Origin of the sequence: Undibacterium sp. Ji42W (genome assembly GCF_049340405.1) — a bacterium.
GTDB lineage: Bacteria > Pseudomonadota > Gammaproteobacteria > Burkholderiales > Burkholderiaceae_D > Undibacterium.
The window spans coordinates 664454-688707 of sequence record NZ_JBMPOV010000001.1 but is presented as its reverse complement, the minus strand read 5'-3'; the positions used below and the strand labels follow the sequence as shown (position 1 = coordinate 688707).

Here is a 24254-nt window from a genome sequence, read left to right as displayed (position 1 = left end):
TGGCACGTAAAGGCGACGGCGCACCTGGCCCTCAAGTTTTATGGCGCGGATTCCAACACCTGCCACATATCACCGACATGTTTCTAATCATGCGGAGCAATAAGTAATATGTGGGTAATGATCAGCCCTAAAGGGGGTGCCCGTTTGTGCAGCACAAAAAATGGGAAGGCCCAAAACTCGCTACGCTCAGACAGCGCTCCTTCTTAATTCATTTTCTGTGCTGCACAAACGGCGTCGACACATGGGAACGGCGAACATCAAAAGCAACGGCAACGGCAACGGCAATACCCAAAACCCAAAACCGGTGCGCGCGGCGCACCCTACAAATTACTGTGTTTGGTAGGGTGCGCTGTGCGCACCGAATAGACGCCTGATTGACCAATAGTATTTGCTATCAGGTAAGTTGCACGGTTGAATTTAAACTGCATTCCGATAATCAATTTGATAATGGAATTCAAATACAAAGAATTTTCCTCAATAAAACTTTATTTGCTAATTTAGTAATTTCAGCATGAACTAACTACTTTTCTGTAAATATTTCCACACTCAACTACCCAAGCCCTTGCAAGCCTTATATAATCGCGCTACTTGATCGGGAGAGCGTGACGAAAGTTACCGCCGAAGGGGCTAATACCCAAAAAACTCTCAGGCACAAAGGACCGATCAACGGGGTAGTTAAAAGTTGCCCCAACTCTGGAGAGCGGTAGCGGCAGAGCAAGTCGCCGGACTACCCACCGAAGGTGCGCGCGGGCAGCAAACATACATGGCTCCCGTAATCTCTCAGGTACCAGGACAGAGGGGTATGCGATTTCAGCGCATGCAGCGGTTATACGCTGACATGCGTTTGTTCGTCCCTTCAATCTGGTAACGAGGCACTCATGACGCAAGCAGCGACATCACTCAAGGCAACTCCTCTCAATGCAGCCCATCGTGCGGCGGGTGCAAAAATGGTTGATTTTGGCGGCTGGGACATGCCTGTCAACTATGGTTCCCAAATCGAAGAACATCATGCAGTGCGCACTGATTGCGGCATGTTTGATGTATCCCATATGTGCGTCGTTGATCTGCAAGGCGAGAACGTCCGCAGCTTCCTGCGTGGCCTGGTCGCCAACAATGTCGATAAATTGCAGGTAGCTGGCAAGGCCCTGTATTCATGCATGTTGAAGCCTGAAGGCACGGTCATTGACGACCTGATCATTTATTTTTTCAGCGAAAACTGGTTCCGCCTGGTTGTCAATGCTGGCACAGCAGAAAAAGACATTGCCTGGATGAATGCCCGCAATGCAGAAACCAATAGCGGCCTGACAATTACCCAGCGCCGTGATGGCGCAAATGCCTTTGCCCTGGTGGCGGTGCAGGGCCCGAATGCCCGCGCCAAAGCATGGGAAGTCTTGCCAGAAACCAAAGCTGCCAGTGCAGAAATCAAACCATTCAACGCAGTCATTGTTGCCGACACGTCCTTCGGTGAAGTCATGGTGGCGCGTACTGGTTATACAGGTGAAGACGGTTTTGAAATTGCTGTTTCTGCCGATCGCGTGACTGATTTCTGGAATGCCCTGGTAGCCGTTGGTGTCAAACCTGCTGGTCTCGGCGCGCGTGACACTTTGCGTCTGGAAGCTGGCATGAATCTGTATGGACAGGACATGGATGAAACAGTCAACCCGCTGGATGCTGGTCTGGCATGGACCATAGACCTGGTCAGCGAACGTGATTTCATTGGCAAGCAAGCGCTGCAAACACAAGGCCAGAACGCCCAGTTCCTGGGACTGATCCTGCGTGAAAAAGGTGGCATCCTGCGCGCCCATCAAAAAGTCGTCTGCGCGCAAGGTGAGGGCGAAATCACCAGCGGCACTTTCAGCCCCACCATGGAACAGGCAATTGCACTGGCGCGTTTGCCTATGGGCGTGTCTGTAGGCGATACTGTGCATGTTGTTATCCGTGACAAGCAATTGGCAGCATCTGTTGTCAAACTGCCCTTTGTCCGTAACGGCAAAATCCTGGCCGTATAATTTGATCTGCAAGCTGTGCTGCGTATTTGTTCAATCCAGTACAGCTTCATTTGATTAGCCACTCATTATTATTTAAAACAATTTATTTAACTGGAGCCCATCATGAACGTACCAGCAGACCTGAAATACACGACATCCCACGAATGGGTACGCACAGAAGCAGACGGCACGATCACTGTCGGCATTACTGAATTTGCTCAGGATGCTTTGGGTGATATCGTTTTCGTTGATCTGCCTAAAGTTGGCACAGCACTCGAAGCCGGCAAGGATTGCGCCGTGGTTGAATCCGTCAAGGCGGCTGGTGATATCTATGCACCAGTGACTGGTGAAGTTGTCGCCATCAATGAAGAATTGGCCGATGCACCAGAAGCTATCAATGCTGATGCGTTTGCTGCATGGTTGTTTAAACTGAAGCCAGCAAATATTGCTGATGTTGATGCCTTGATGAATGCTGAAGCTTATTCCAAGAACATCGCTTGATTATGTAGTTGAAAGAGGTGGTCCTGTGGCTGCCTCTTTTAATATGGATTTGCCTGAATGCGGTTTGCCTGCATAGCTCCGCCTGATATTCCACGTTACTCTTCTGTACCCCATATACCATGACCCGTCCTTCACTGACCCAACTGGAAGCGCATGACGCTTTCATCGCTCGCCATATCGGCCCTTCTGAAGCAGAACAAGCCGCCATGCTGAAAACCCTGGGCTATGCTGACCGCACAGCCCTGATTGATGCCATCGTCCCGGCCAATATTCGCCGTCACGATGTGCTGCCACTGGCGCAATTCACAGAAGCCAAGTCCGAACAGGAAGCACTGGCAACATTGAAGGCACTGGCGTCAAAAAACCGTGTACTGAAGTCTTTGATCGGTCAGGGTTATTACAACACGCATACGCCTGGCGTGATCCTGCGCAATATTTTTGAAAACCCTGCCTGGTATACAGCTTACACACCTTACCAGCCAGAGATTTCCCAGGGCCGTCTGGAAGCCATCTTGAACTTCCAGCAAGTCATCACTGACCTGACTGGTATGGACATCGCCAATGCATCGATGCTTGATGAAGGCACCGCTGCGGCTGAAGCCATGACGCTCATACAGCGCGTAGGCAAATCCAAATCCAATGTGTTTTATGTCGCTGCCGATGTCTTGCCACAAACACGCGAAATCATAGAAACCCGCGCCAAGCCACTGGACATAGAAGTACGCACCTGCGCGGGCAATGAAGCGCTGGATAATGATTGCTTTGGCGTCTTGCTGCAATACCCGGGCGTAGATGGTTCCATCGTTGATTACCGTGAATATGCGGCTGCCTTGCATGCCAAGGGCGCGATGGTCATCGCTGCTGCTGATTTGCTGGCGTTGACACTGATCGCTTCGCCAGGCGAATGGGGCGCTGACGTGGTCGTTGGTAACAGCCAGCGATTTGGTGTACCTCTGGGCTTTGGTGGCCCCCACGCAGGCTATATGGGTACACGCGATGCGTTCAAGCGCAGCATGCCTGGCCGCCTGGTTGGTGTGACTATTGATGCGCAAGGCAACAAGGCTTACCGTCTGGCCTTGCAAACACGCGAACAACATATCCGCCGCGAAAAAGCCACATCGAATATCTGTACTGCCCAGGTCTTGCTGGCAGTGATTGCTTCCATGTATGCCGTCTATCATGGCCCTGCAGGCTTACGTCAGATCGCCTTGCGCGTACACCGCCTGACGGGTGTGTTAGCTGGCGGTCTGAAGCAACAAGGTCTGGCTATCGCCAACACGACTTACTTTGACACTCTGACAGTCAATGTCGCCAATGCTGCGGCATACCATCTGGCCGCCCAGGCTGCTGGCTACAACCTGCGCCAGATCAGTGCAACACAAGTCGGTGTCTCTCTGGATGAAACAGTCACGCGTGCTGATGTTGAAGCCCTGTGGGCGATTTTTGCCAAGGCAAGTGGCATCACAACAACGCCAGATTTTGCAGCGATAGAAGCTGGCGTCAATGATGCCTATCCAGTTGCGCTGACACGCGGCACGACTTACCTTACGCATCCAACTTTCAACCGCTATCACGCAGAACATGAAATGCTGCGTTACCTGCGCAGCCTGGCAGACAAAGACCTGGCGCTGGACCGCACCATGATACCGCTGGGTTCATGCACAATGAAACTGAACGCCACCAGCGAAATGATCCCGGTAACCTGGCCAGAATTTTCCAGCATTCATCCATTTGCGCCCAATGACCAGACCATCGGTTACCGCGAAATGATCGATCAGCTGGAAGCCATGCTGTGCGCAGCAACTGGCTACGACGCCGTATCCCTGCAACCCAATGCCGGTTCACAAGGTGAATACGCAGGCTTGCTGGTCATCCAGGCTTATCATGCATCCCGTGGTGAAGCACATCGCAATATCTGTCTGATCCCATCTTCTGCACACGGCACCAATCCGGCATCTGCCAGCATGGTAGGCATGGATGTGGTTGTGGTGGCTTGCGATGACAAAGGCAACGTTGATCTGGCTGACTTGCAAGCCAAGGCAGAAAAACACAGCGCCAACCTGGCAGCAGCGATGGTGACCTATCCATCCACGCATGGTGTGTTTGAAGAAGGCATACAGCAATTATGCGACATCGTGCATAGCCACGGTGGGCAAGTGTACGTCGATGGTGCGAACATGAATGCGCTGGTCGGCGTAGCCGCACCAGGTAAGTTTGGTGGTGACGTCAGCCATCTGAACCTGCACAAGACTTTCTGTATCCCTCACGGTGGTGGCGGCCCAGGCGTAGGCCCGGTTGCAGTTGGTGCGCATCTGGCGAAGTTCTTGCCTAACCAGAAATCCACTGGCTATGTCCGTGGTGAAGACGGTATCTCTGCCGTCAGCGCCGCACCATTTGGCTCTGCCAGCATCTTGCCTATCTCATGGATGTACATCGCCATGATGGGCTCTGAAGGTTTGAAGGCAGCAACAGAAACAGCGATCCTGGCAGCGAACTACATCGCCAAACGCCTGGCCCCACATTACCCTGTACTGTATAGCGGTCATGATGGCCTGGTCGCGCATGAGTGCATCCTGGATCTGCGTCCATTGACAGATGCTACTGGTATTTCCAATGAAGACGTGGCCAAACGCCTCATCGACTTTGGTTTCCATGCACCAACCATGAGCTTCCCTGTGCCTGGCACTTTGATGATAGAGCCGACAGAAAGCGAATCCCAGGCTGAACTCGACCGCTTCATCGATGCCATGATCAGCATCCGTGAAGAAATCGCCAAAGTAGCCAGTGGTGAATTCGACGCCAAGGACAACCCGCTGAAGCATGCACCGCACACGGCAGAAGTGTTGATTGCCAATGAGTGGCCGCATGCTTACAGTCGTGAAGTGGCGGCTTACCCGGTAGCCTCCCTGCGCAAGAATAAATACTTTGCGCCAGTTGGCCGTGCCGATAATGTCTATGGTGACCGCAATCTGTTCTGCTCCTGCATACCGGTCAGCGATTACGAATAAGTATTGATTGCTTTGCTATAAATGAAAACGGACATGCTCGCATGTCCGTTTTTTTTCTTTGAGTCTTGATAAATCAATTCGGCATCAACACAGGAATAGGGGCATGCGCAGTAATCCCGAGACGCAGCATTTTTGCGAATTGCTCCGCAGCCAGTGGTCGGCTGAAAATATAGCCTTGTCCTTCTTCACAATGTTGGGCTTTTAAAAATGACAGTTGTCCCTGTTTTTCTATACCTTCTGCAATGACTTTTTGTTTCAGGCTGTTTCCCATTGCGATGACAGCGCTGACAATAATGCCATCACCTCCCGCTTTGCTGGCACCTATTTCATGCACAAATGACTGATCAATTTTCAAGACATCAATCGGAAATTGATTCAGGTAACTCAGGCTGGAATAGCCAGTACCAAAATCATCGATGGCCAGTTGTATGCCCATTTCTTTCAATTGCTGGAGTATGGCGATGCTGCTTTCTGCATTGCGCATCAGGACACTTTCGGTGATTTCCAGTTGCAGGCAAGCTGGAGAAAGCCCGGTTTCTTGCAATATGGTTCGTACAGCCTCAACAAAATCCTGGCGGCGAAATTCAACGGCTGAAATATTTACTGCAATTTCTGCAATCGTCAATCCTGCATCCTGCCATTTTTTTGTTTGGGCGCAGGCTTCACGCAAGACCCAGCGTCCTAACGGAATGATGACTCCACAGTCTTCTGCAATGCCTATAAAACGTATGGGTGGCACCATGCCCCATTGCGGATGGTCCCAGCGCAGCAAGGCTTCGGCACCAGTGATAGCGCCGCTTTCCAGATTGATCTTGGGTTGATAATGCAAGGAGAATTCATTGCGTATCATTGCCAGCCGCAGATTGGCTTCTATGACTTGTCGCTCCACTGCACGTACATTCATTTCTGGCTTGAAGAACTGGTAGTTGTTACGGCCTTTTTCCTTGGCCTGGTACATCGCGGTGTCGGCGTTCTTTATCAATGTCTCTGCATCAGCGCCGTCTGCAGGATATGAACTGATGCCTATGCTGGTAGTGACATATAGCTCATGACCATTGATGCTGTGTGGCGTTGCCAGAGACTTCAATAATTTCTCGGCAGTAAAGGCCGCATTTTCTGCGGACTTATCATCGGTCACCAGTATCACGAATTCATCGCCACCCTGGCGGCTGACCGTGTCAGAACTGCGCACGCAGGCACACAGGCGTTCGGTCACTGATTTCAACAGCATGTCGCCCAGGGCATGACCCAAAGAGTCATTGATGTGCTTGAAATTATCCAGGTCAAGGAAAAGCACAGCCAAGTGTGTCTCGCGCCGTTTTGCCAGGCCAATTGCCTGTGCGATGCGGTCATTCAGCAGGGCGCGGTTAGGCAAATTGGTGAGAAAATCATGTTGTGCCAGGTGGGACATTTTTACTGCCATTGCCTGGGTCGCCGTGATATCGCGAAATACCATAACGGCACCGGCGAGATTGCCATACGCATCATGGATGGGGGTAGTAGAGTCTTCAATCGCTACCTCGCTACCATCACGCCTGAGTAGTATGGTGCCGGGAGTCAGGGTCGTAGCTGTGTCCTGTTGCAGCACCTGCATGACAGGGTTGGCCTTGACCTGCCTGTTTTCACTTTGTATGAGTGGCATGACCGTGCTGATAGTTTTTCCTTGGGCTTCTTCGCGCTTCCATAAAGTGATATGTTCAGCGGCAACATTGAGATAATCGATATTGCCAGCCATGTCCGTGCCTATGACCGCATCACTGATAGAATTGAGCGTGATTTCTGCGCGCGCTTTTTCCAGGTAGGCAGCATCTTCAACTGCTTTGCGTTGAATGATATTACGCAGTGATTGCGGCACCAGATAACTGGAAAAATGACCTCGGGTCAGGAAACCCTGTGCACCCAATTCTACGGCTTCTAATGCCAGTGCATGGTCTGTGTCACAGATCGTGAGTATGGGAATTTTGGGGACTATTGAAAATAGATGCTGAAAACTGGCTATGCCCTTGCTGTCTGGCAGGAAGCAGTCAAGCAGTATGATATCAATTGGCTTGGTTTTGTCTTGCAGATGTTCTGCAGCGCTGGACAGGCTATCTGCAAATACGGTTTCATAATAGCCATCGCGGGCCTTAAGTAAAGCATCCTGAAGCGCAAGTGCATCGGCAATAACAGGTGTAATAACGAGAATTCTCTTGGCCATGAGCTGGCTCCTTGTAAACTTTACAAAATGAAGGCAGCCAAAGACTGCAGTGGCGGAGTCGCCAGCTGGTTTGCTATAAATCCCTTGTCCATACAAGAACGTCTCTTGACCTCTCTTGTCATGATGCCTGGACAGAAATTACTTGATGAAAACTTATACGTCTGTACGATGCCGTACAAAGTGGTTGGAAGAGATTATTTCTACAGTTCTAATTTTTAGCGTAGCAAAAAAAGGCATCGAAAAAATCGATACCTTGTTGTCTGGCAATAGCTGTAAAAAGTTACTTTCCTTTGTAGATTCCTGCTTCAAGTATCACATCATTACTGCGGAAAATATAGGTAGTCTTGTTTTCTATCTGTTTGCTGACGGGATTATTGTAGCGGTAATCTACCCAGCCTTTGCCCTTGCTCCTGGCCAGTGCAATAATCTCCTTGCGATAGTATTTGCCATCAGCATCAGGCAAGTCCAGCATGTTCTTGCCTATCAATTTGGGATTGATAGGGTGAGCAATGACGATGCCGTCAAGACTACGTACATACAGGTAAATCGAACCATTGATGAAGTCGGGATTTTTATTATTGATTTCCTGTACTAGGGCATCCTTGCCATTTTTCTGCATATAGGCCAACCCCTTTTCAACCATGGCGACGGCATCGGCAGGATTGTCGTCGGCCATGACAAATTGCCATTGGACTGCCAGTAGCAATGCCACCATTAATTTGAGGATTTTCATGCCTTGTCTCCCTAAAACATTCTATTTTTATCATCAACTTCTTTGGCAGCAAGATGTCTGATTTAAGACTAGTGGAGATAGGGCATAAAAGCAAAGCCACTATGCGTGGAAGCAACAATTCTTAACGAGTATTGTCATAGCGCAAAGGGAATGATTCCAGATGATAAACGGGCACAATCTTTAACATTCCAGCTATGAATTTCCTCATGAAAATATTGCGTTGCGGAAAAAATGTGCAGTAAAATACGCACCTGTTTCCATGTGGCAATATAAAACTTTTCCCTGAATTCTGTTCCTATTTTTACTCCCATGAAAAAATTACTTCTCGCTACCGCTATCCTCGTTTCTTCTTTCTCCGCGTTTGCCAGTGAAGTGGCTCCTTCTCTCGATAAGCAAACTTGCGAAAAACCTGTTTATCCAAAATCGGCCCTGATGAATGAAGAAACCGGCACTGTCGTACTGTCCGTGTTGATTGGCCCTGACGGTGCTGTAGTTGATTCCAAAGTAGAGAAATCCAGCGGCTCCAAAGCGCTAGATAAGGCAACACAGAAAATTTACTCTTCCTGCAAATTCAAACCAGGTGCTAAAGACGGCAAGCCACAACAAGCGTGGACCAAGCTGGAATATGTTTGGAGCCTTTCCTGATCAGATATTGAACTTTTAGAGTTCTGCTTAGCAAGATTTCAAAAAGAGATGCGCAGGCATCTCTTTTTTTATGTGCATAGCAGCATGAATAATCCGGTTTTTTATCTCCTTTTTGCTAAAGAAATAATAAACATTGTCGATAATCAATTGAAGATTAAGCAAGGGTTTATTTCAAGGATGTCAGTGAGCCATGTCAACTATATCTACAAGTTTGAATACGGCAGTCAGCCCTGGTATCAGTCAGGTGCAGAATGCAAACAACCAGGCCGCACCTGCATCTTCTGCACCATCAGCCTTACCTGCGAATGCCAATTCGTATTCAGTGGCATCCACAAGCTCTTATCAAGTCAATTTACGGTCATCAAGTAATGTTGCAATTGGTCAGACTTATAACCAGGCTGGTATCACCTCTTCTGCATCCGCAACTGCTGCACCCTCGCAATGGTGGGAAAACAAAAGCGACGATCATTTCAGTTATTTGCTGCAACAAAATGCGATCGCCACGACAACCAACTCAGGGCGTTTCAATGGCTTGGCTACTGGCCTCATAGACCGCCTGCATTCCACTGGCGCAGATGTCAAACAGGCCTACATCACGACATCTCTGGATGCCGGTGCTGACGGCAAAGCCGTGGCCGAAGCTGGCCAGGTCAGTTTGAATGATTTGCGTGACCGACCAGACCAAAGCCTGGGGCTGAGTGTGAAGCTGGCTTCAGGACGTAGTGTTACGTTGTCTATCAAAAGCAATGCCAATGGCCTGAGTGTAGAAGCCAGCAGCGATGCTGAATTGAGTGAAACAGATGGCAAGGCACTCGATAAACTGGCAGCCGGCCTGGAAGCGGCAGCGCAAAGTTATTTTACGGATAACAAGATCAATCTGGGTGCATTGTCAGGCTTTGATACCTCTGTTGTCAGTTCGCTGGAGTTCAATATCAAGGCAGGTGACCGGCAGTTGGATTACAAGATTAATGCATCACATCACCAGCTCAAGCTGACATCGGACAGTGGTGTCATTGATATTGATGTCAAGCATGATAACGCAGGGCTCAGGGGAAACGCGACACAAAGAAATAACGCTATCCAGCAATTTCTGGGGCAAGTCGACAGTGCCGCAAAGCGTGGCAATGCCGATGAAAGCTTGGTATCGCAATACAAGGAAGCATTTTCTGCCATGCAGAAAATCAATACATCGGATGATGATGATAGTGTGCGAGGTCTGGTGCCAGCAAAGGCACCAGCCTTTTGGGATACCAGTGCCGGTTCATTGTTAACCGGCCTGGCAGACTTTGATGCGCAGATCAAAGGCGTAAGCACCTCGCCAAATCCGGCGCGCTTGCAGGAAAGTGATTATTTCAACTTCCAGACCAGCCAGAAGACTACACAGGAAGGGCATCTGACGAGTGGAAAGATCAGCCAGAATCTGGAGTCCAGCCTTAGTGCAGCCTTTCATCTCGAATTAAAGTCAGGCAAAAAACCGGTGCTTGATGAGAGCAAGAGTTCGCAGAATTATCGCTACGTGAAGGTCGACGATCACGAGAGCAGCAAACTGGATATTGGATTTGAAAAAAATCAGGTGAATAGTGCGCGCCTGGAAAAAAGCCATGACCGCAACCTGACTATATCCCGTTATGAGCTGGGTAAGCTGGTGGATACCAAAAATCAACCAGACAAACAGACTAGCGTTATTGATCTTTCTGTCAATTCAAGCCGCGACAATACGGCAAGTGAACAGGCCTTGCGGCGCCAGAACATTATTGCCGCATTGAGCGGGAAAATTTTTCTCTAACTCTTCTCCAGATTAGTGGCGATTTACATTGCGACTTAAATGACGAGCTAGCTAATTGCGATTTAGTGCAGGCGGCGTGGCTGATTGGCCTGGCGGGTTTGCGCTGGACGACTGTTTGCCCGACTCACCTGAGGTGCAGCGCTCACTTGTTGCTGCACCTTGAAAATATTCACCACCTGCGCCAGCGCCGCAGCCTGTTCATTCATGGCTTGCGCAGCAGCAGATGCCTGTTCCACCAAAGCGGCATTTTGCTGCGTCATATTATCCATATCCACAATCGCATGATTGACCTGTTCTATGCCTGAGCTTTGCTCCTGGCTGGCCGAGGCAATCTCGGCGACGATATCAGTCACGCGCCTGACGCTGGCAACTACGTCATCCATGGTAGAACCGGCGATGGCAACCAGCTTGCCGCCTTCTTCCACTTTTTCTGCCGAGCTGTCTATCAGGGTTTTGATTTCTTTGGCAGCCGAGGCTGAGCGTTGGGCCAGGTTGCGCACTTCACTGGCAACAACGGCAAAACCGCGCCCTTGTTCACCAGCACGCGCGGCTTCGACGGCGGCATTCAAGGCGAGGATATTGGTCTGGAAGGCAATACCGTCAATCACGCTGATAATATCGACGATTTTTTTCGATGATTCATTGATAGAACCCATGGTCGCCACAACTTTGCCCACCACGCTGCCGCCTTGGGTCGCCACTTCAGATGCTGAAATAGCAAGTTGATTGGCCTGCCTGGCATTGTCGGCATTTTGTTTGACGGTGGAAGTCAGCTCTTCCATGGTGGATGACGTTTCTTCCAGCGCGCCTGCCTGTTGCTCGGTGCGGTTGGACAGATCCAGATTGCCGGAGGCGATTTCGCCAGAGGCAGTGGCGATGGATTCTGATCCGGTACGTACTTCACTGACGACAGATGCCAGCTTGTCACGCATGGTCTTGATGGCGAAGAGCAGGCTGGACTGATCATTGTCTTTGACTTGTATATCAGCAGTCAGGTCACCTTCGGCAATATGCCCAACCACTTCAGCCGCATAAGCTGGCTCGCCACCGAGTTGCCCGAGAATCGAACGTGTCATGTGCCAGGCCAGGGCGCCGACCATGGCCATCATGATGCAGCCTACGCCGAGCATGATGCCTGCCTGCTGCCAGAAGGCTTCGTTAATGTCATCTAGATAAGTGCCTGTACCAACCAGCCATTCCCACGGGGCGAAGCGCATGACGGCATAGATTTTCTCTACCTGGCCTTGTACGCCTGGCCTGGTACCCAAGGCCTGCACTACACCTATCTTGCTTTTTTCCAGTGAGGCGCGATAACGTTCACCCGATTCCTTCATGTCCTTTTGCGGAACGCCGATGCGGTCTGCCTTGGGGTGCACGAGCAACAAATCATCGTTATAGCCGCGTACGAAGAAATACATTTCATCTTTATGAAAACTGGAAATTGCCAACTTCGCCTGCTTTTGCGCATCTTCACGCGAAAGCTTGCCTGCCTGTTCCAGCGCATAGGCTTTTGTTATGGCAGCATGGGCCATTTCCACCATATTGGAAATCTGCTCAGTACGCTCCCTGGTCATGGTCTGGCGCAGCGAGAACAGTGAAATAGCGGAAATGACTGAAATGCCGAACAAGGTGATGGCGCACAGCAAGATGATGCGGGTGCTGAGTTTCATGATGTGGTTTCACTGGTTTGATGCAGCGTGCCGCGATGCTGGGTGGATGCGCGAGAGAAAAAGGGTATCACCTCAGGCTAGTCCACCTGCATTTGAGGCAGGTCTGCGTAGTTTTATTAATTGGCGATCACGCGGCCCATCCCGCAAGGTACACGGTGTGGGCGCTATCTTGATTGTAAGTGAAGCACAGATGCCTGAGAGGAAGAATTTGCAAACAAACGACAAATTAAGGCGCGGATGTTGCGCTGGGGAAGGGGCAGATCGCAGGATAGTGTCAAGACTCTCCTGCGTGATGGGGCCTGGCTGGCTCTATTTGTAAAGCGGCAGGTTCATGCTGACTGGCCGTATGTCCAGCCGCAGATTGTGGACGGTATAGCTTTCTGCACCAGACGCATTGGAGTAATAACCCTGGCTTTCTGCCACCTTGCTAAAGCTGAATTCAAAACCCAGTTCTGGCTGTACATCGGTGCCAAACGCCAGACCAATGGCGCGCTCCTGCTTGCCATCGATCAAATGAAACATGAGATCGGTGACCACGGTATTGGCCAGGATATCGGGATAAAAACGCTGGTCAGTATTGTAAGCCTGGGCAGGATTGAGCTTGTGCTGCAGTTTGTCTGCCGACGGTGTCAGCGTTTTGGTATGCAAATTAAAACGGTCGCCACGGTCAAGATAGCTGATGCGGGCATTGCTGATATTAAAATTCTTTTGTGTGTCGTTGGTCGTCACCTGACTCAGGTCAAACAAAATCGCACCTTTATAGCCAATGACCTCAACCTCACCTTGATTGCTGACCACCATCGCGGTATTTTCATCGACCCCCAGACCCAGTTTGTAATTCTTTTTTAACATGACAGGCAGCATGCGGGCGAAGCGGCCACGGATGATCAGGTGCTGGTCTATGAATACATCAGGGCCGATGAAACCCAGGCCAGCCGCAATCTCCTTGCCATCCGTGACGCCGAGCTTGAGCGTAGGCAGCACAGGCTTGGCATCATAAAACATGGTGGTACTCATGATGGCAGCACCAGCGCTACTGCCAGCGATCACACCACCGCGATGATACAGCGCCCAGATTGCTTCCAGCATCGCTGTCTTGCTACCATCCGGCTTGACCAGCGCCTGCACAATGCGGCCCTGGTCGCCACCAGTGAAAAACACACCGCTGGCATCTTTGAGCTTATCGAGCCAGACCGGATCGCTGACGATGTCTTCTGGCTTGAATTGCGCATACCTGACTGACAAGGGAATCAAAAAAGCCTGGGCACCATGCTGGTTCAGGGATTCGACCGCAAATCCTCCTGATGTTTCCGGGCTGCCTGCAGCCGCCGGGATGACGGCAATCTTTGCGCCTTTGCCACCCGCCTGTTGCACGATGCGTTGCCAGACCACGGCATTATCGACCCGCAAGGCGCCGCCTATGATGACGAGTGAACCTTTCGATTGTTGGAATGACTTGTCTTCTGCATGAGCATTCATGGGTAATTGCCAGATTAAAATTGCCAGACAGCTGAGTAAAATACGCAGCAGTCGGTTAGTATTTTTCATAGAAATTTTCATTAATTCCGTCCTGATTTTTTGCTATTGTAAGTGATTCAATTCACTACCATGGCTATGAATTTAAAAAAAGGGACAACACCAAGTGTTGTCCCTAACATCCACGTAGGCGCTGCTTTGGAACAGATTATTGATACTGCTTATTTAAACGAGTAGTTAGCAGATATGTACATGAAGCGGCCGCGCGGGTCGGTATAGCTAGGGTCGTAACCAGCGATGAAGCTATATATCTGGTTGGAACGTGGTGGATTGGTATCCAGCAAATTCTTGATGCCCGCACGCAGGCTGAATGCCTTGCTGAACTTATAGCTGCCACTCAAATCCCACAAGACATAGGCGGGTACATCACGGGTGCTGCCATCGGCCAGGGCGTTTTGATCGTGATAACCCTGATAGTAAGTCTGCTGTAGAGTCGCGCCCCATGGCCCACGGTCAAAGTCGAACGTCAGGGTATGTCTCCAGCGCTGTACTACCTGGGTGTCGGTATAGATGCCGACGCCATTCACTTCCGGGCTGGCGGCAGTGTTGCGGGTCTTGTAGTCGATGACATAAGTACCGTTCAGGCTGACATTGAATTTGCCCAGGCTGTTTTCTGGCAGTTTCCAGTTGACGTTGACATCGACACCTGAAGTTTTCAGCGAACCGATATTTTTCACACGGCCATCCACTGACAGAATAGGGCCGGGGATGCCTGGCAGGCTGGGGTCAGCCGGGCCACGTATCGCATAGCCAGGATTGGATTTTGGGTCGCTGAAGTAAGCGCCTTCATTGGCTAGCAAGGTGTCAGACTTTTCTATGCGCCAGTAATCGAGGGAGGCAGTCAGGCTGCGGCTGGGTTCAACGACGATACCGGCAGAAAACTGCTTCGATGTCTCAGGCTTCAGATTGGCCGTGCCACCCTTGATCAGGTCAGGCTGTATGCCGCAATAATCCGGGTTCTTGGTATTGTCGATATTGCCGGTCTTGATACAACCAAGCGGGTCATTATAGATGCCGCTGGTTTGACCCGTGCGTGCAGGTTCATTGATGTCAGCCAGGCTGGGTGCGCGGAAGCCAGCACTGTAAGAGCCACGTACCACGACTTCTTTAGCTGGAGTCCAGCGCAGGCCAAATTTTGGATTGGTTGTGCTGCCCACGTCGTTATAGCTGTCATGACGCACGGCAGCCTGAGCTTCCAGGTTGCTGAATATGGGTAAATTCAATTCAGCAAACAGGGCTTTGACAGTGCGGCTGCCACCATAGGCTGATGCAGCACCATCACCGCGTATCTCACCAGCAGCCAGCAGCGCAGATGGGGTAAATTCCAGTTTTTCACGACGGTATTCTGCACCTATTGCGAGACCGGCATTACCGCCAGCCATGGCAAACAATTCGCGTGAAGCCTTGATGTCAAATGCATCGGTAGTTGCCCTCGATTGACGGGCCGCATCGCTGATTTTTGCGGCATTCAACAGACTTGTTCCTTCAGTTCCTGATGGACCGAAGGGATTGATCTTGCCCGTCAAAAAGGCGCTGTCAAAAGCCGATGTCCTGACATAGCCATCGACATATCTGTCCTCAACCTTGCTGACGCTATGATTCAGGGCGGTATCATAATCCCAGCCTGCAATTGTGCCTTTGGCACCAATCACCAGCCGCTGTGCAATTGCATTGACTTCATTGGTACGCGGGCCAGCAGCACTCAGGCGCAGGCCGACGCGCAAAGGCGTTTTATTGGTCGTAATCAGGTCATTGGGATAGTAAATTCCAGTGACCGGATAATTCAGATTGGTGACCGTCAGCGGGCTGATACGGTACGTGGTCTTGGTGTCACTGTGCAGCACTTCAGCAAACAAGGTGTTGTCCGCATCTATCGCAAACTGGGCACGGCCCAACAATGATGCGCGTTGGGATTCAGGGAAAATCTCGGTGTCATGCATGTAGTCATACAAACAGGCTTTGCTACCGACAAAGCTGTCTGCTGCAAATACCGTAGCAGGTGGGTTGCAAGTTGGGGCGCTGGGATTCAGGCGCGAACCGGTAGCACCACCGCTGGCCGTAGTACGGCGTACATTGGCAGGGAAAGTATTGGAACTACCCACATCGAGATTGATGTCTGGCTGATAGGCTGATCCTATCCATGAGCGCTGGGTAGAGCGCAGGCTGCCGGTATTCTGGAAATTCGCAACGCCCATGAGGTTATATCTGTCCTGAGTCAGGCTGCCTATCCCGCCAGACAGGCTGATGATTTTTTTGTCAGCACCGCCATGCTGGGTATTGCCGACATAGGCGGATATTTCTGCTCCCTGATAATCAGCACGGGTAATAAAGTTGATGACGCCACCAATCGCATCAGCACCATAGATGGCTGACGCACCGTCCTTCAAGACTTCGACGCGCTGGATAGCAGCAGAAGGGATGGAATTCAAATCCACGCCGGAAGAAGTACCGGGCGAGGCAAAATTGGCCAGGCGGCGGCCATTCAGCAAGATCAGGGTAGATGACACACCTATGCCACGCAGGTTGGCGCCATTGAAACCACGTTGTGTGCCACCGTTATCACTGAAGCTGGCCCCATCAGTCAGTCCAGCAGTGCTGGCCGATACCTTGCTCAACAATTCTGCCGCCGTGGTGACGCCAGATTTTTCTATCGATTCACGGGTGATGATTTGCACGGGCAAGGCAGTTTCCGCATCGATGCGCTTGATTGACGAACCAGTAATTTCTACACGTTGCGGTTTATTGGGATCATTGTCAGCTTGCGCCCATGCGCTTTGCGTACTCATGCCCAACATCGCCATGACGCTCAATGCCGACCAGGTTGCGACAGCCAATTTCTTGGGTATGGGCTGACATGTTTGCTTTTTCGTTGCCATTGCCTTCTTCTCCTCAGGTTTTACAGAAATTTAAAAAAAGCATCCCCCTCAGGCACTCCGGGGAGTGACTGTGATTTGCTAATTTTGTCTATTTACTTCTTGGGTTTATTGCTATCCGGCTGTGTGTATTTGATGTTGTTGTCAGCGCTATGCAAGTAGGCTGAGATGGCTTCTGTCAGGCGCATGGCCTTCTCCACGTTCTTTTTATTTGACACCATCATGCTGCTGACCAGGGCTTCGATGACTGCGATCGCGGCACTGGCACTGCTGGGCAAGACACCGTGGGTACTGGGTGCCAGCAGTAAATAATTACCCAGTTGTGCGATAGGTGAGGCGGGTGAATCGGTGATAGTGACGATGCAGGCACTATGGTCGCGTACAAACTGCGTGAGCTTGATGACATCCAAGGCATAGCGTGGGAAAGAGATAACGATGAGTACATCTTTATCAGTAATATTCGCCAGATGACCAGCCGCGACTTCAGTGCCGCCATACCCCACCACTTCCACCACATGTGAACAGAATGGTTGCAAATGCAGAGCCAGCATGCCAGCAAGATGAGCGCTGAGGCCAAAGCCCATGACATACACGGTTTTAGCCTTGGCGATGTGGCTGACTACCTCGTTCAGGTCTGATTCAGACATGCCCTGGTTTGCTGCATCAATATTGGCAGCAGCAAACTGCATGCTGGTATGAGCAGGCGAAGGCGCATTCTTTTTGGCTTCTATGGTATTGCGCAGTTTTTCTACCGGCTGGAAAACTGCCTGTACTACTTCTGCAATCTGGTTGCGCAATCCAGCATAGTTATTAAACCCCATGTCACGCGCAAAACGGCTGATGGTGGCGGTTGATACATCACACTGTTCTGCCATGTCTTCTATGCCCAGTGCCGTTACCTTGACCTGGTTACGCAAGAGGAAATTGGCAATGCGTTTATAGGATGCAGAACCTTCCTGCAAGACCAGCATCAGGGATTCACCCAGCGTGGATTTGGCAAAGACCATGTCCGGCGAGGCAGATTCAACAGGGGTATTTAATTTTTTCATGTGCCGTATTCGGTAAAGCATTCAGTAAAACATTGAGTAAAACTTTTTTCAATGAATGAACTGTAGCCCTGTTTAAAAATATTTTCAATACTATTTGTCGTTTTATTTTCATAAATGTAGAATATGTAAAAAATCGTTCATTAATTGCATGTGAGAGCGAGCGGGCGTAGTGTTGTTTTTACGCTGTTTGTAAAAAACATCGCCGGAACAGTGTCTGCTTGAATTTTGAGTGATCCTGGCAACATTCATGTAAATTCAAAATCGGCTTTCGATTTTGATCCCATCATTACCATCGAAGAAAAGAGTTTTTATGCAGATAAAACGCCATGCCTTGCCCGATATCAGTAGCGGGACGGTACGTGAATTGCGTAGTTTTCATTACGGCACACCTGGGCAGGGTCGCAAGATCTATATACAGTCTTCTTTACATGCAGATGAAATACCCGGCATGCTGGTGAATCACTATTTGCGCGAAATGCTGGAGCAGTATGAAAAAATTTCTGCGATTGCGGCTGAAATCGTACTGGTGCCAGTAGCCAACCCTATAGGTTTGGCACAGGACATACAGGGTACGGCTTTTGGCCGCTTTGATCTGGCGACTGGTGTCAATTTCAACCGCGGCTATCGCCATCTGACACCGTATCTTTTGCCTTTGCTGGAAGGCAAGCTAGGTACTGATGAAAAAGAAAATGTAAAATTGATACGCGAACAGGCGCTGGCAGTACTGCAAGCCTGGCAGCCAGAAACTGCGACAGAGCAGCAAAAGAAAATCCTGCAAACCCTGGCAGTCGATGCTGACATCGTGCTGGACCTGCACTGTGATAACCAGGCTGTCATGCACTTATATACGGGTACTCCGCTGGCGCATGATTGCATGCCGCTGGCTGCCTATCTGGGGGCGCAGGCGTTGTTGGTGTCGGTATTGTCGGGTGATGATCCTTTTGATGAATCCTGTTCACGTCACTGGTGGGAACTGGCGCAACACTTCGGTACGGCGAAGCCTGTTCCAAATGCCTGCCTGTCCATTACGGTGGAGTTGCGTGGCGAATCCGAAGTCAGTCATGAACTGGCGCAGGCAGATGCCTTGGCCATTATCAATTTCCTCAGGCATGCTGGCTACCTGCGTGGAAAACCTCAGCCTTTGCCTCAAGCCTTGTGCCAACCTACGCCGCTGGAAGGGGTAGAACCCTTGCGTGCGCCGCACGCTGGCATCCTGGTATTTACCAGAGAGGTTGGTGATCAGGTCGAGGCCGGAGAGAGAGTGGCAGACATTATTGATCCGGTCAGTGCCCAAGTGACGCCGGTATTGGCGACTGTATCCGGCATTTTATTTGCCCGTGTCTCCAGGCGCTACGCCACGTACGGCATGCGTATCGCCAAGATCGCCGGTCCTGTTGCGTATCGCAGCGGTAATTTACTGTCCTTGTGACCAGGAGTGCACCATGCTGAAAAAACTCAGATTGCCCAATACCTTTGTCCTGCTGTTTTCCTTGTTGGCACTGATCGCGCTGGCTACCTGGCTGGTGCCTGGCGGTAAATACGATACCCATGCGGTGAATGGCAAGACGCTGATAGATCCTGCCAGTTTTCATTATGTCACCAGCAATCCGCAAGGCGCAGTTGCCCTGATGATGGCACCAATCAAGGGCTTTGTTGAAGCGGCATTGATCATCGGCTTTGTACTCATCGTCGGTGGCGCTTTTGCTGTCTTGCAAAAGACCGAGGCGATTGATGCCATGATCAAATCCGTGGCCAGGGCACATACCCATTCCAGTCTGGTCAGGGCGGGCATCATTCCTTTGTTCGTGACTCTTTTTTCCCTGGGCGGGGCGACCTTTGGCATGGCAGAGGAAGCCATACCTTTCGTCATGATATTTATCCCGTTGGCTCTGGCTCTTGGATATGACACAGTAATAGGCGTGTCGATACCTTTTATCGGTTCTCAAGTCGGCTTTGCTGCTGCGTTTTTGAATCCATTCAATGTAGGGATAGCTCAGGGAATTGCTGGCGTGCCGCTATTTTCTGGCATAGGTTTCCGGCTGGTTGCGTGGTTCCTGGCAACACTGGTTACAGTAGCTTTTTTGAGCTGGTATGCGGCACGCATCAAGAAAAATCCACAACTGAGCCCTACCTTCGTTCTTGATGAAGAAAAACGCAAAAATCTCAAGATCGATGAATTCACCAGGTTTACTGGCATGACATCGACCCATAAGGCAGTGCTATTCATGTTTTTGTTCACACTGATTGCCATGGTGGTGGGTGTGGTCAAATACAGCTGGTATATAGAAGAGATTGCCGCCCTGTTCCTGGTCATGGCTATCCTGGTGGGGCTGGTTGGTAAATTGAATGCGGACAGTTTTGTCGAAGCCTTCATGCAGGGTGCCAAGGACCTTGTGACTACCGCATTGGTAATTGCTCTGGCACGCGGCACCATGATATTGGCGCGTGATGCCAGTATCATCGACACCATGTTGAATTTCCTTATGCCTTTTGTACAGTCATCACATCCCATCTTTGCGGCGCACAAGATGTTTGTGATCCAGTCTGTCATCAACTTTTTCATTCATTCGGGCAGTGGGCAGGCGGCATTGACCATGCCTATCATGGCACCGCTTGCCGACCTGGTCGGCGTGACAAGACAGACTGCGATATTGGCGTTTCAGTTTGGTGAATTCACGACGCCGATGATACCGACATCCGGTATTACTGTTGGCGTGCTGGCGCTGGCGCGCATACCCTGGGCGACCTGGGCGAAGTGGATGATACCCTTGCAATTGCTGTACTTTGTCCTGGCTCTGGGTTTGCTGGCCGTGTCCTGCTTGATGAGCTGGTAGCCTCACTGCTCAATGCATGAGCCAGCGCCGCATCGCGAAGCTCAATGCATCCACCAAGGCCACCAAAATCAGCATAGCGATGATGATGGTAGCGGCGGTTTGCATCTGGAATAGCGACAGATGATACTTCAACATCTGTCCCAGGCCACCAGCACCGACTACTCCCAATATGGCGGCAGCGCGGATATTGTTTTCCCAGCGGTACAGGGTGTAAGACAGCATTTGCGGCAGGCTTTGTGGCAGCGTGGCATACAGGAATACATTGATAGCAGATGCACCGTTCAGGCGCAATGTGGATTCTGCCTGTGGTGCGGCGTTTTCCAATACTTCAGCAAACAGGCGGCCAAGTACGCCGGTGGTATGGGCCGCCAGTGCGATGGTGCCGGCAAATGGCCCCAGGCCAGCGGCGATCAGCATGATGGATGCCCACACCAGTTCGGGTATAGCACGAGCCACATTCAAAAATATTCGCGTGCTGCTTTTTGCTACGGTGCCAAAGCGGCCGCTGGCTGGCAGGGCCAGCAACAGACCCAGGATGGCGGCAATCAGGGTGCCCAGTGCCGACATGGCCAGGGTTTCAAAAGAGGCGAAGGCGGTTTTTTTGAGCAGGGCAGGGTTGATGTCTGGCGGCGCGAAGCCTAGCAGAAACTCCCAGGTTTTGCCTGCGGCGTCGTCGCTGAACAGGGCGCGCCATTCGATATTCAGGCTGACAAAGCTGGCGACGACCAGCAAGATGATGCTCACACTTAATACCAGCTTCAGCGGACTGAATAGTGCCGGTGCAACTGGCATCTCCTTATCAAGTGCACTCATGCCAGCGCCTTGCGGAATAATTTGCTGGCCAGGTCTGCAAGACCCACCAACAGCACGAAGACGATGAGCATGGTGGATACTTCCGCACCAGACAGCATTTTCATGGATTCATCCATACGCTGACCCAGGCCGCCAGCACCGACAAAACCCATGACGACAGAGCCGCGTATCGCGCATTCCCATCGATAGATGGTGTAGGAAATCAGTTCTGGTGCGGCATTTGGCAAGGCCCCATACAAAAATGCCGTCAGACGGCTACTGCCATTCCTGAGCAGGCTGTCGGTGGCGTGGGCATCACTGGCTTCCAGTATTTCGGCATACACCTTACCCAGCATGCCAGCATAGGTAAGGGCGATGGCAAATACCCCCGCAGTCGGCCCCAGCCCGACCAGGCGCACAAACAGCAAGGCCCAGACCAGCTCAGGCACGCTACGCAACAATACCAGCTTCCAGCGCACGATCTGGCGCAACAGCCTGGCCATGCCATGCATGCGTCCACTGCCTATACGTGAGATCGATAAATGCTCATTGACGATCAGGGTCATGGGGATTGCACCCAGCAGTGCCAGCGTCAGACCTGCCGTAGCAATGGCGATGGTTTGCCAGGTCGCTTCCAGTACAATGAGTAAAAACTCTGTGGAATGCGCAGGTGGAAAAAAACCGGACAGGAAACGCCAGGTCGCGCCCAGGCTTTGCGCATTGATCAGTTGCCAGGGCTTGAATTCAGTGATCAGCAGCATGGGCCAGAGCAGCACCAGCATGCACAAGGTGGTAGTTACCCGCATGCGCCATGCGGGATCATGCTGTATATCTGGATGGCTTGTCTGCTGTGTCATTCTGCTTAAAAACAGCGTGGAGCGTCAGAAAAATCAGGCTGATCCAGCGCAGTCATATCCAAAGACTGTCGCTCAGGGCTACCAGTATTCCGGTACAGATCAGCGATCATCTGATCACTCACCTTATTACTGTCGAACAGGACTTTGCCAGCGCGCAGTCCGATGATGCGCGGGAAGTGCTGACGCGCCAGTTCTACTTGATGCAGGCTGCAGATCAGCGTTGCATTGCGTTGCTTTGCTTCCAGCTGCAAGGTGTTCAGGGTTTGCAGGGCGAGCGTAGGGTCCAGCGCAGACAGGGGTTCATCCACCAGCAGCAGGCTGGCATCGGACAATAACAGTCGTGCCAGGCCGCAGCGCTGGCGTTCTCCGCCAGACAGTTTATCTACCCTTGCATACAGCTTATGTTGCAGATCAAATCGTTGCAAGGCTTGCCAGGCAGCCAGCGGGTCTGTGGGCTTGATCAGATTGCGTAACGCCTGCGCCAGCGTCCAGTGTGGCAAACGGCCGGCCAGAACCGCAGTGACCACGCGCTGACGTGCAGGCAGCGGCGGGGTTTGTGGTGCCAGGAACAAATGACGGCGCAAGATATGGCGTGTTGTATGTGACAGCGCCCAGACATCCTGATCCATAAACTGGAATTGACCGCTGGCTGGCCGATGCGCCGCAGCCAGGGTGTGCAACAGCGTGGTTTTGCCCGCACCGGACGGGCCTATGATGGCAATTTGTTCGCCCTGGGCCACCATCAGGTTCAGGTTTTCAAGTATGTATTGCTGTTGCGCTTGACCGGACACCGGTACAGTGTGAACTGCACCGGGAAAAGCGACACTCAATTGCTGCAAACGCAGCTGTACTGTACTTATTACTGCCGACGTTGCTGCCGGCATTACTTCAGCAGGCCGGCATTATGTGCTGCCGCTTCTATGGCCTTGTAGTTGTCCGCCTTGGTGGGGATGAAGCGTGTCGCACCTTGCAGGCTCAGCACTTCTTTATCTTGCGGATTGGCAGGATCAAGGTTCAGGAAGGTATCCGTGATCTTCTTGCGCATGTCGGCAGGCATGTCCGCCCGCACTGACCAGTTATAGTCATAGTAACCTGGCGTGGTGTAAAACACATGCACCTGTTTGGTATCGACTTTGCCCTGCGCCAGCAGTTTCTCCCAGACTGAAAAATTCAGCGCACCGGCATCCACCTTGCCGCCCGATACGGCAGCCACAGTCGCATCATGTGCGCCAGAAAAGGCGATGCGTTTCATGTCTGTATCAGGGTTGATCCTGGCGGCCAGTAAATAAGAACGTGGCATCAGATGGCCGGAAGTGGATGATTCAGAACCAAAACTAAAGGTCTTGCCCTTCAGGTCCTCGAGCTTGGTGATATTTTTATCGGCGGTGATGAAGACCGATTTGAATTTTTCATCTTCTTCACGCTGCACCAGCGGTATCACCTGATCTTTGCTGCGGATCTTGGCCTGTACGAAAGTAAAGCCGCCAAACCAGACCATATCCAGTTTTTTGTTGATCAGGCCTTCTACCGAAGCGGCATAGTCGGTGACGGGAACGAATTCCACTTTCATGCCCAGTTTCTTCTCTAGCAAGGCACCCAGAGGTTTGAATTTTCGCTGCAATTCAGTTGGTGCTTCATCAGGAATGGCGGATACGCGCAAGACCTGCTGCGCTTTTGCCAAGCCTGCAAAAGCTAGCAAGCCTAAAGCCGCGATCATGCTGCGACGGGGCGCGGAAAAGCATGAAACAAAATTAGTCATAATAGTTCCTGAAAAAGTGGGCAATC

The 24254-nt window shown here is 51.2% G+C and carries 17 protein-coding genes and 2 riboswitches; of the genes, 7 read left to right on the top strand and 10 right to left on the bottom strand.

Annotation, left to right across the window (positions count from 1 at the left end; all coding sequences use genetic code 11):
• The first annotated feature begins 583 nt into the window (after positions 1-583).
• Positions 584-672, top strand: a riboswitch (glycine riboswitch).
• Between the two features lie 11 nt (positions 673-683).
• A riboswitch (glycine riboswitch) is annotated at positions 684-806 on the top strand.
• A gap of 72 nt (positions 807-878) precedes the next feature.
• The 3 genes from gcvT (at position 879) to gcvP (ending at position 5497) form a co-directional block, all read left to right on the top strand.
• Complete coding sequence (gene gcvT, locus ACO0LG_RS03295) at positions 879-2009, top strand: glycine cleavage system aminomethyltransferase GcvT (RefSeq protein ID WP_423023248.1); 1131 nt, start codon at positions 879-881, stop codon at positions 2007-2009.
• Positions 2010-2111: 102 nt separating this feature from the next.
• A complete protein-coding gene (gcvH, locus tag ACO0LG_RS03290) occupies positions 2112-2489 on the top strand; it encodes a glycine cleavage system protein GcvH (RefSeq protein WP_423023246.1) in 378 nt (125 codons plus the stop codon).
• 119 nt (positions 2490-2608) lie between these two features.
• Entirely contained in the window at positions 2609-5497 is a 2889-nt protein-coding gene (gene gcvP, locus ACO0LG_RS03285; protein WP_423023244.1) for an aminomethyl-transferring glycine dehydrogenase, read from the top strand.
• Positions 5498-5570: 73 nt separating this feature from the next.
• Here the strand turns inward: gcvP and ACO0LG_RS03280 are convergent, their stop codons facing one another.
• Positions 5571-7694 (bottom strand): EAL domain-containing protein, encoded by a 2124-nt coding sequence (locus ACO0LG_RS03280; protein ID WP_423023242.1) that lies wholly within the window; start codon positions 7692-7694, stop codon positions 5571-5573.
• Between the two features lie 280 nt (positions 7695-7974).
• A complete protein-coding gene (locus ACO0LG_RS03275; RefSeq protein WP_423023240.1) occupies positions 7975-8427 on the bottom strand; it encodes a cache domain-containing protein in 453 nt (150 codons plus the stop codon).
• Positions 8428-8736: 309 nt separating this feature from the next.
• Between ACO0LG_RS03275 and ACO0LG_RS03270 the strand changes: the two genes are divergently transcribed.
• Both ACO0LG_RS03270 and ACO0LG_RS03265 read left to right on the top strand, forming a co-directional pair.
• Positions 8737-9072 carry an energy transducer TonB gene (locus ACO0LG_RS03270; RefSeq protein WP_423023238.1) on the top strand — a complete coding sequence of 112 codons (336 nt, stop codon included), beginning with the start codon at positions 8737-8739 and terminating at the stop codon, positions 9070-9072.
• A gap of 190 nt (positions 9073-9262) precedes the next feature.
• The gene (locus tag ACO0LG_RS03265) at positions 9263-10858 is read left to right on the top strand and encodes a hypothetical protein (protein ID WP_423023236.1); all 1596 of its coding nucleotides are present in this window, start codon (positions 9263-9265) and stop codon (positions 10856-10858) included.
• 62 nt (positions 10859-10920) lie between these two features.
• On the opposite strand, the gene ACO0LG_RS03260 is transcribed toward ACO0LG_RS03265, so the two are convergent.
• From ACO0LG_RS03260 to ACO0LG_RS03245, 4 genes are all read right to left on the bottom strand, one after another.
• Positions 10921-12528: a methyl-accepting chemotaxis protein gene (locus tag ACO0LG_RS03260; RefSeq protein ID WP_423023234.1), complete on the bottom strand. Its 1608-nt coding sequence runs from the start codon at positions 12526-12528 to the stop codon at positions 10921-10923.
• A gap of 309 nt (positions 12529-12837) precedes the next feature.
• Entirely contained in the window at positions 12838-14076 is a 1239-nt protein-coding gene (locus ACO0LG_RS03255; RefSeq protein ID WP_423023232.1) for a cyanophycinase, read from the bottom strand.
• Between the two features lie 149 nt (positions 14077-14225).
• Complete coding sequence (locus tag ACO0LG_RS03250) at positions 14226-16940, bottom strand: TonB-dependent receptor (RefSeq protein ID WP_423023230.1); 2715 nt, start codon at positions 16938-16940, stop codon at positions 14226-14228.
• A 92-nt stretch (positions 16941-17032) separates the two neighbouring features.
• The gene (locus ACO0LG_RS03245; RefSeq protein WP_423023228.1) at positions 17033-17986 is read right to left on the bottom strand and encodes a MurR/RpiR family transcriptional regulator; all 954 of its coding nucleotides are present in this window, start codon (positions 17984-17986) and stop codon (positions 17033-17035) included.
• A gap of 310 nt (positions 17987-18296) precedes the next feature.
• On the opposite strand from ACO0LG_RS03245, the gene ACO0LG_RS03240 reads away from it, so the two are divergent.
• A complete protein-coding gene (locus ACO0LG_RS03240) occupies positions 18297-19415 on the top strand; it encodes a succinylglutamate desuccinylase/aspartoacylase family protein (RefSeq protein ID WP_423023226.1) in 1119 nt (372 codons plus the stop codon).
• Between the two features lie 13 nt (positions 19416-19428).
• The gene (locus ACO0LG_RS03235) at positions 19429-20820 is read left to right on the top strand and encodes a YfcC family protein (protein WP_423023224.1); all 1392 of its coding nucleotides are present in this window, start codon (positions 19429-19431) and stop codon (positions 20818-20820) included.
• 9 nt (positions 20821-20829) lie between these two features.
• Here the strand turns inward: ACO0LG_RS03235 and phnE are convergent, their stop codons facing one another.
• Genes phnE through ACO0LG_RS03215 form a run of 4 tightly spaced genes read right to left on the bottom strand, consistent with a single transcriptional unit; the run spans position 20830 to position 24228 of the window.
• On the bottom strand, positions 20830-21633 hold the full coding sequence (gene phnE / locus ACO0LG_RS03230; protein ID WP_423023222.1) for a phosphonate ABC transporter, permease protein PhnE: 804 nt from the start codon (positions 21631-21633) through the stop codon (positions 20830-20832).
• Positions 21630-22469, bottom strand: coding sequence for a PhnE/PtxC family ABC transporter permease (locus ACO0LG_RS03225; RefSeq protein WP_423023220.1), 840 nt, complete (start codon positions 22467-22469; stop codon positions 21630-21632). The genes phnE and ACO0LG_RS03225 overlap by 4 nt, the downstream gene beginning before the upstream one ends.
• Positions 22470-22474: 5 nt before the next feature.
• Complete coding sequence (locus ACO0LG_RS03220; RefSeq protein WP_423023218.1) at positions 22475-23353, bottom strand: phosphonate ABC transporter ATP-binding protein; 879 nt, start codon at positions 23351-23353, stop codon at positions 22475-22477.
• Positions 23353-24228: a putative selenate ABC transporter substrate-binding protein gene (locus tag ACO0LG_RS03215; protein ID WP_423023216.1), complete on the bottom strand. Its 876-nt coding sequence runs from the start codon at positions 24226-24228 to the stop codon at positions 23353-23355. Before ACO0LG_RS03215 ends, ACO0LG_RS03220 begins: the two co-directional genes overlap by 1 nt.
• Positions 24229-24254 lie beyond the last annotated feature (26 nt).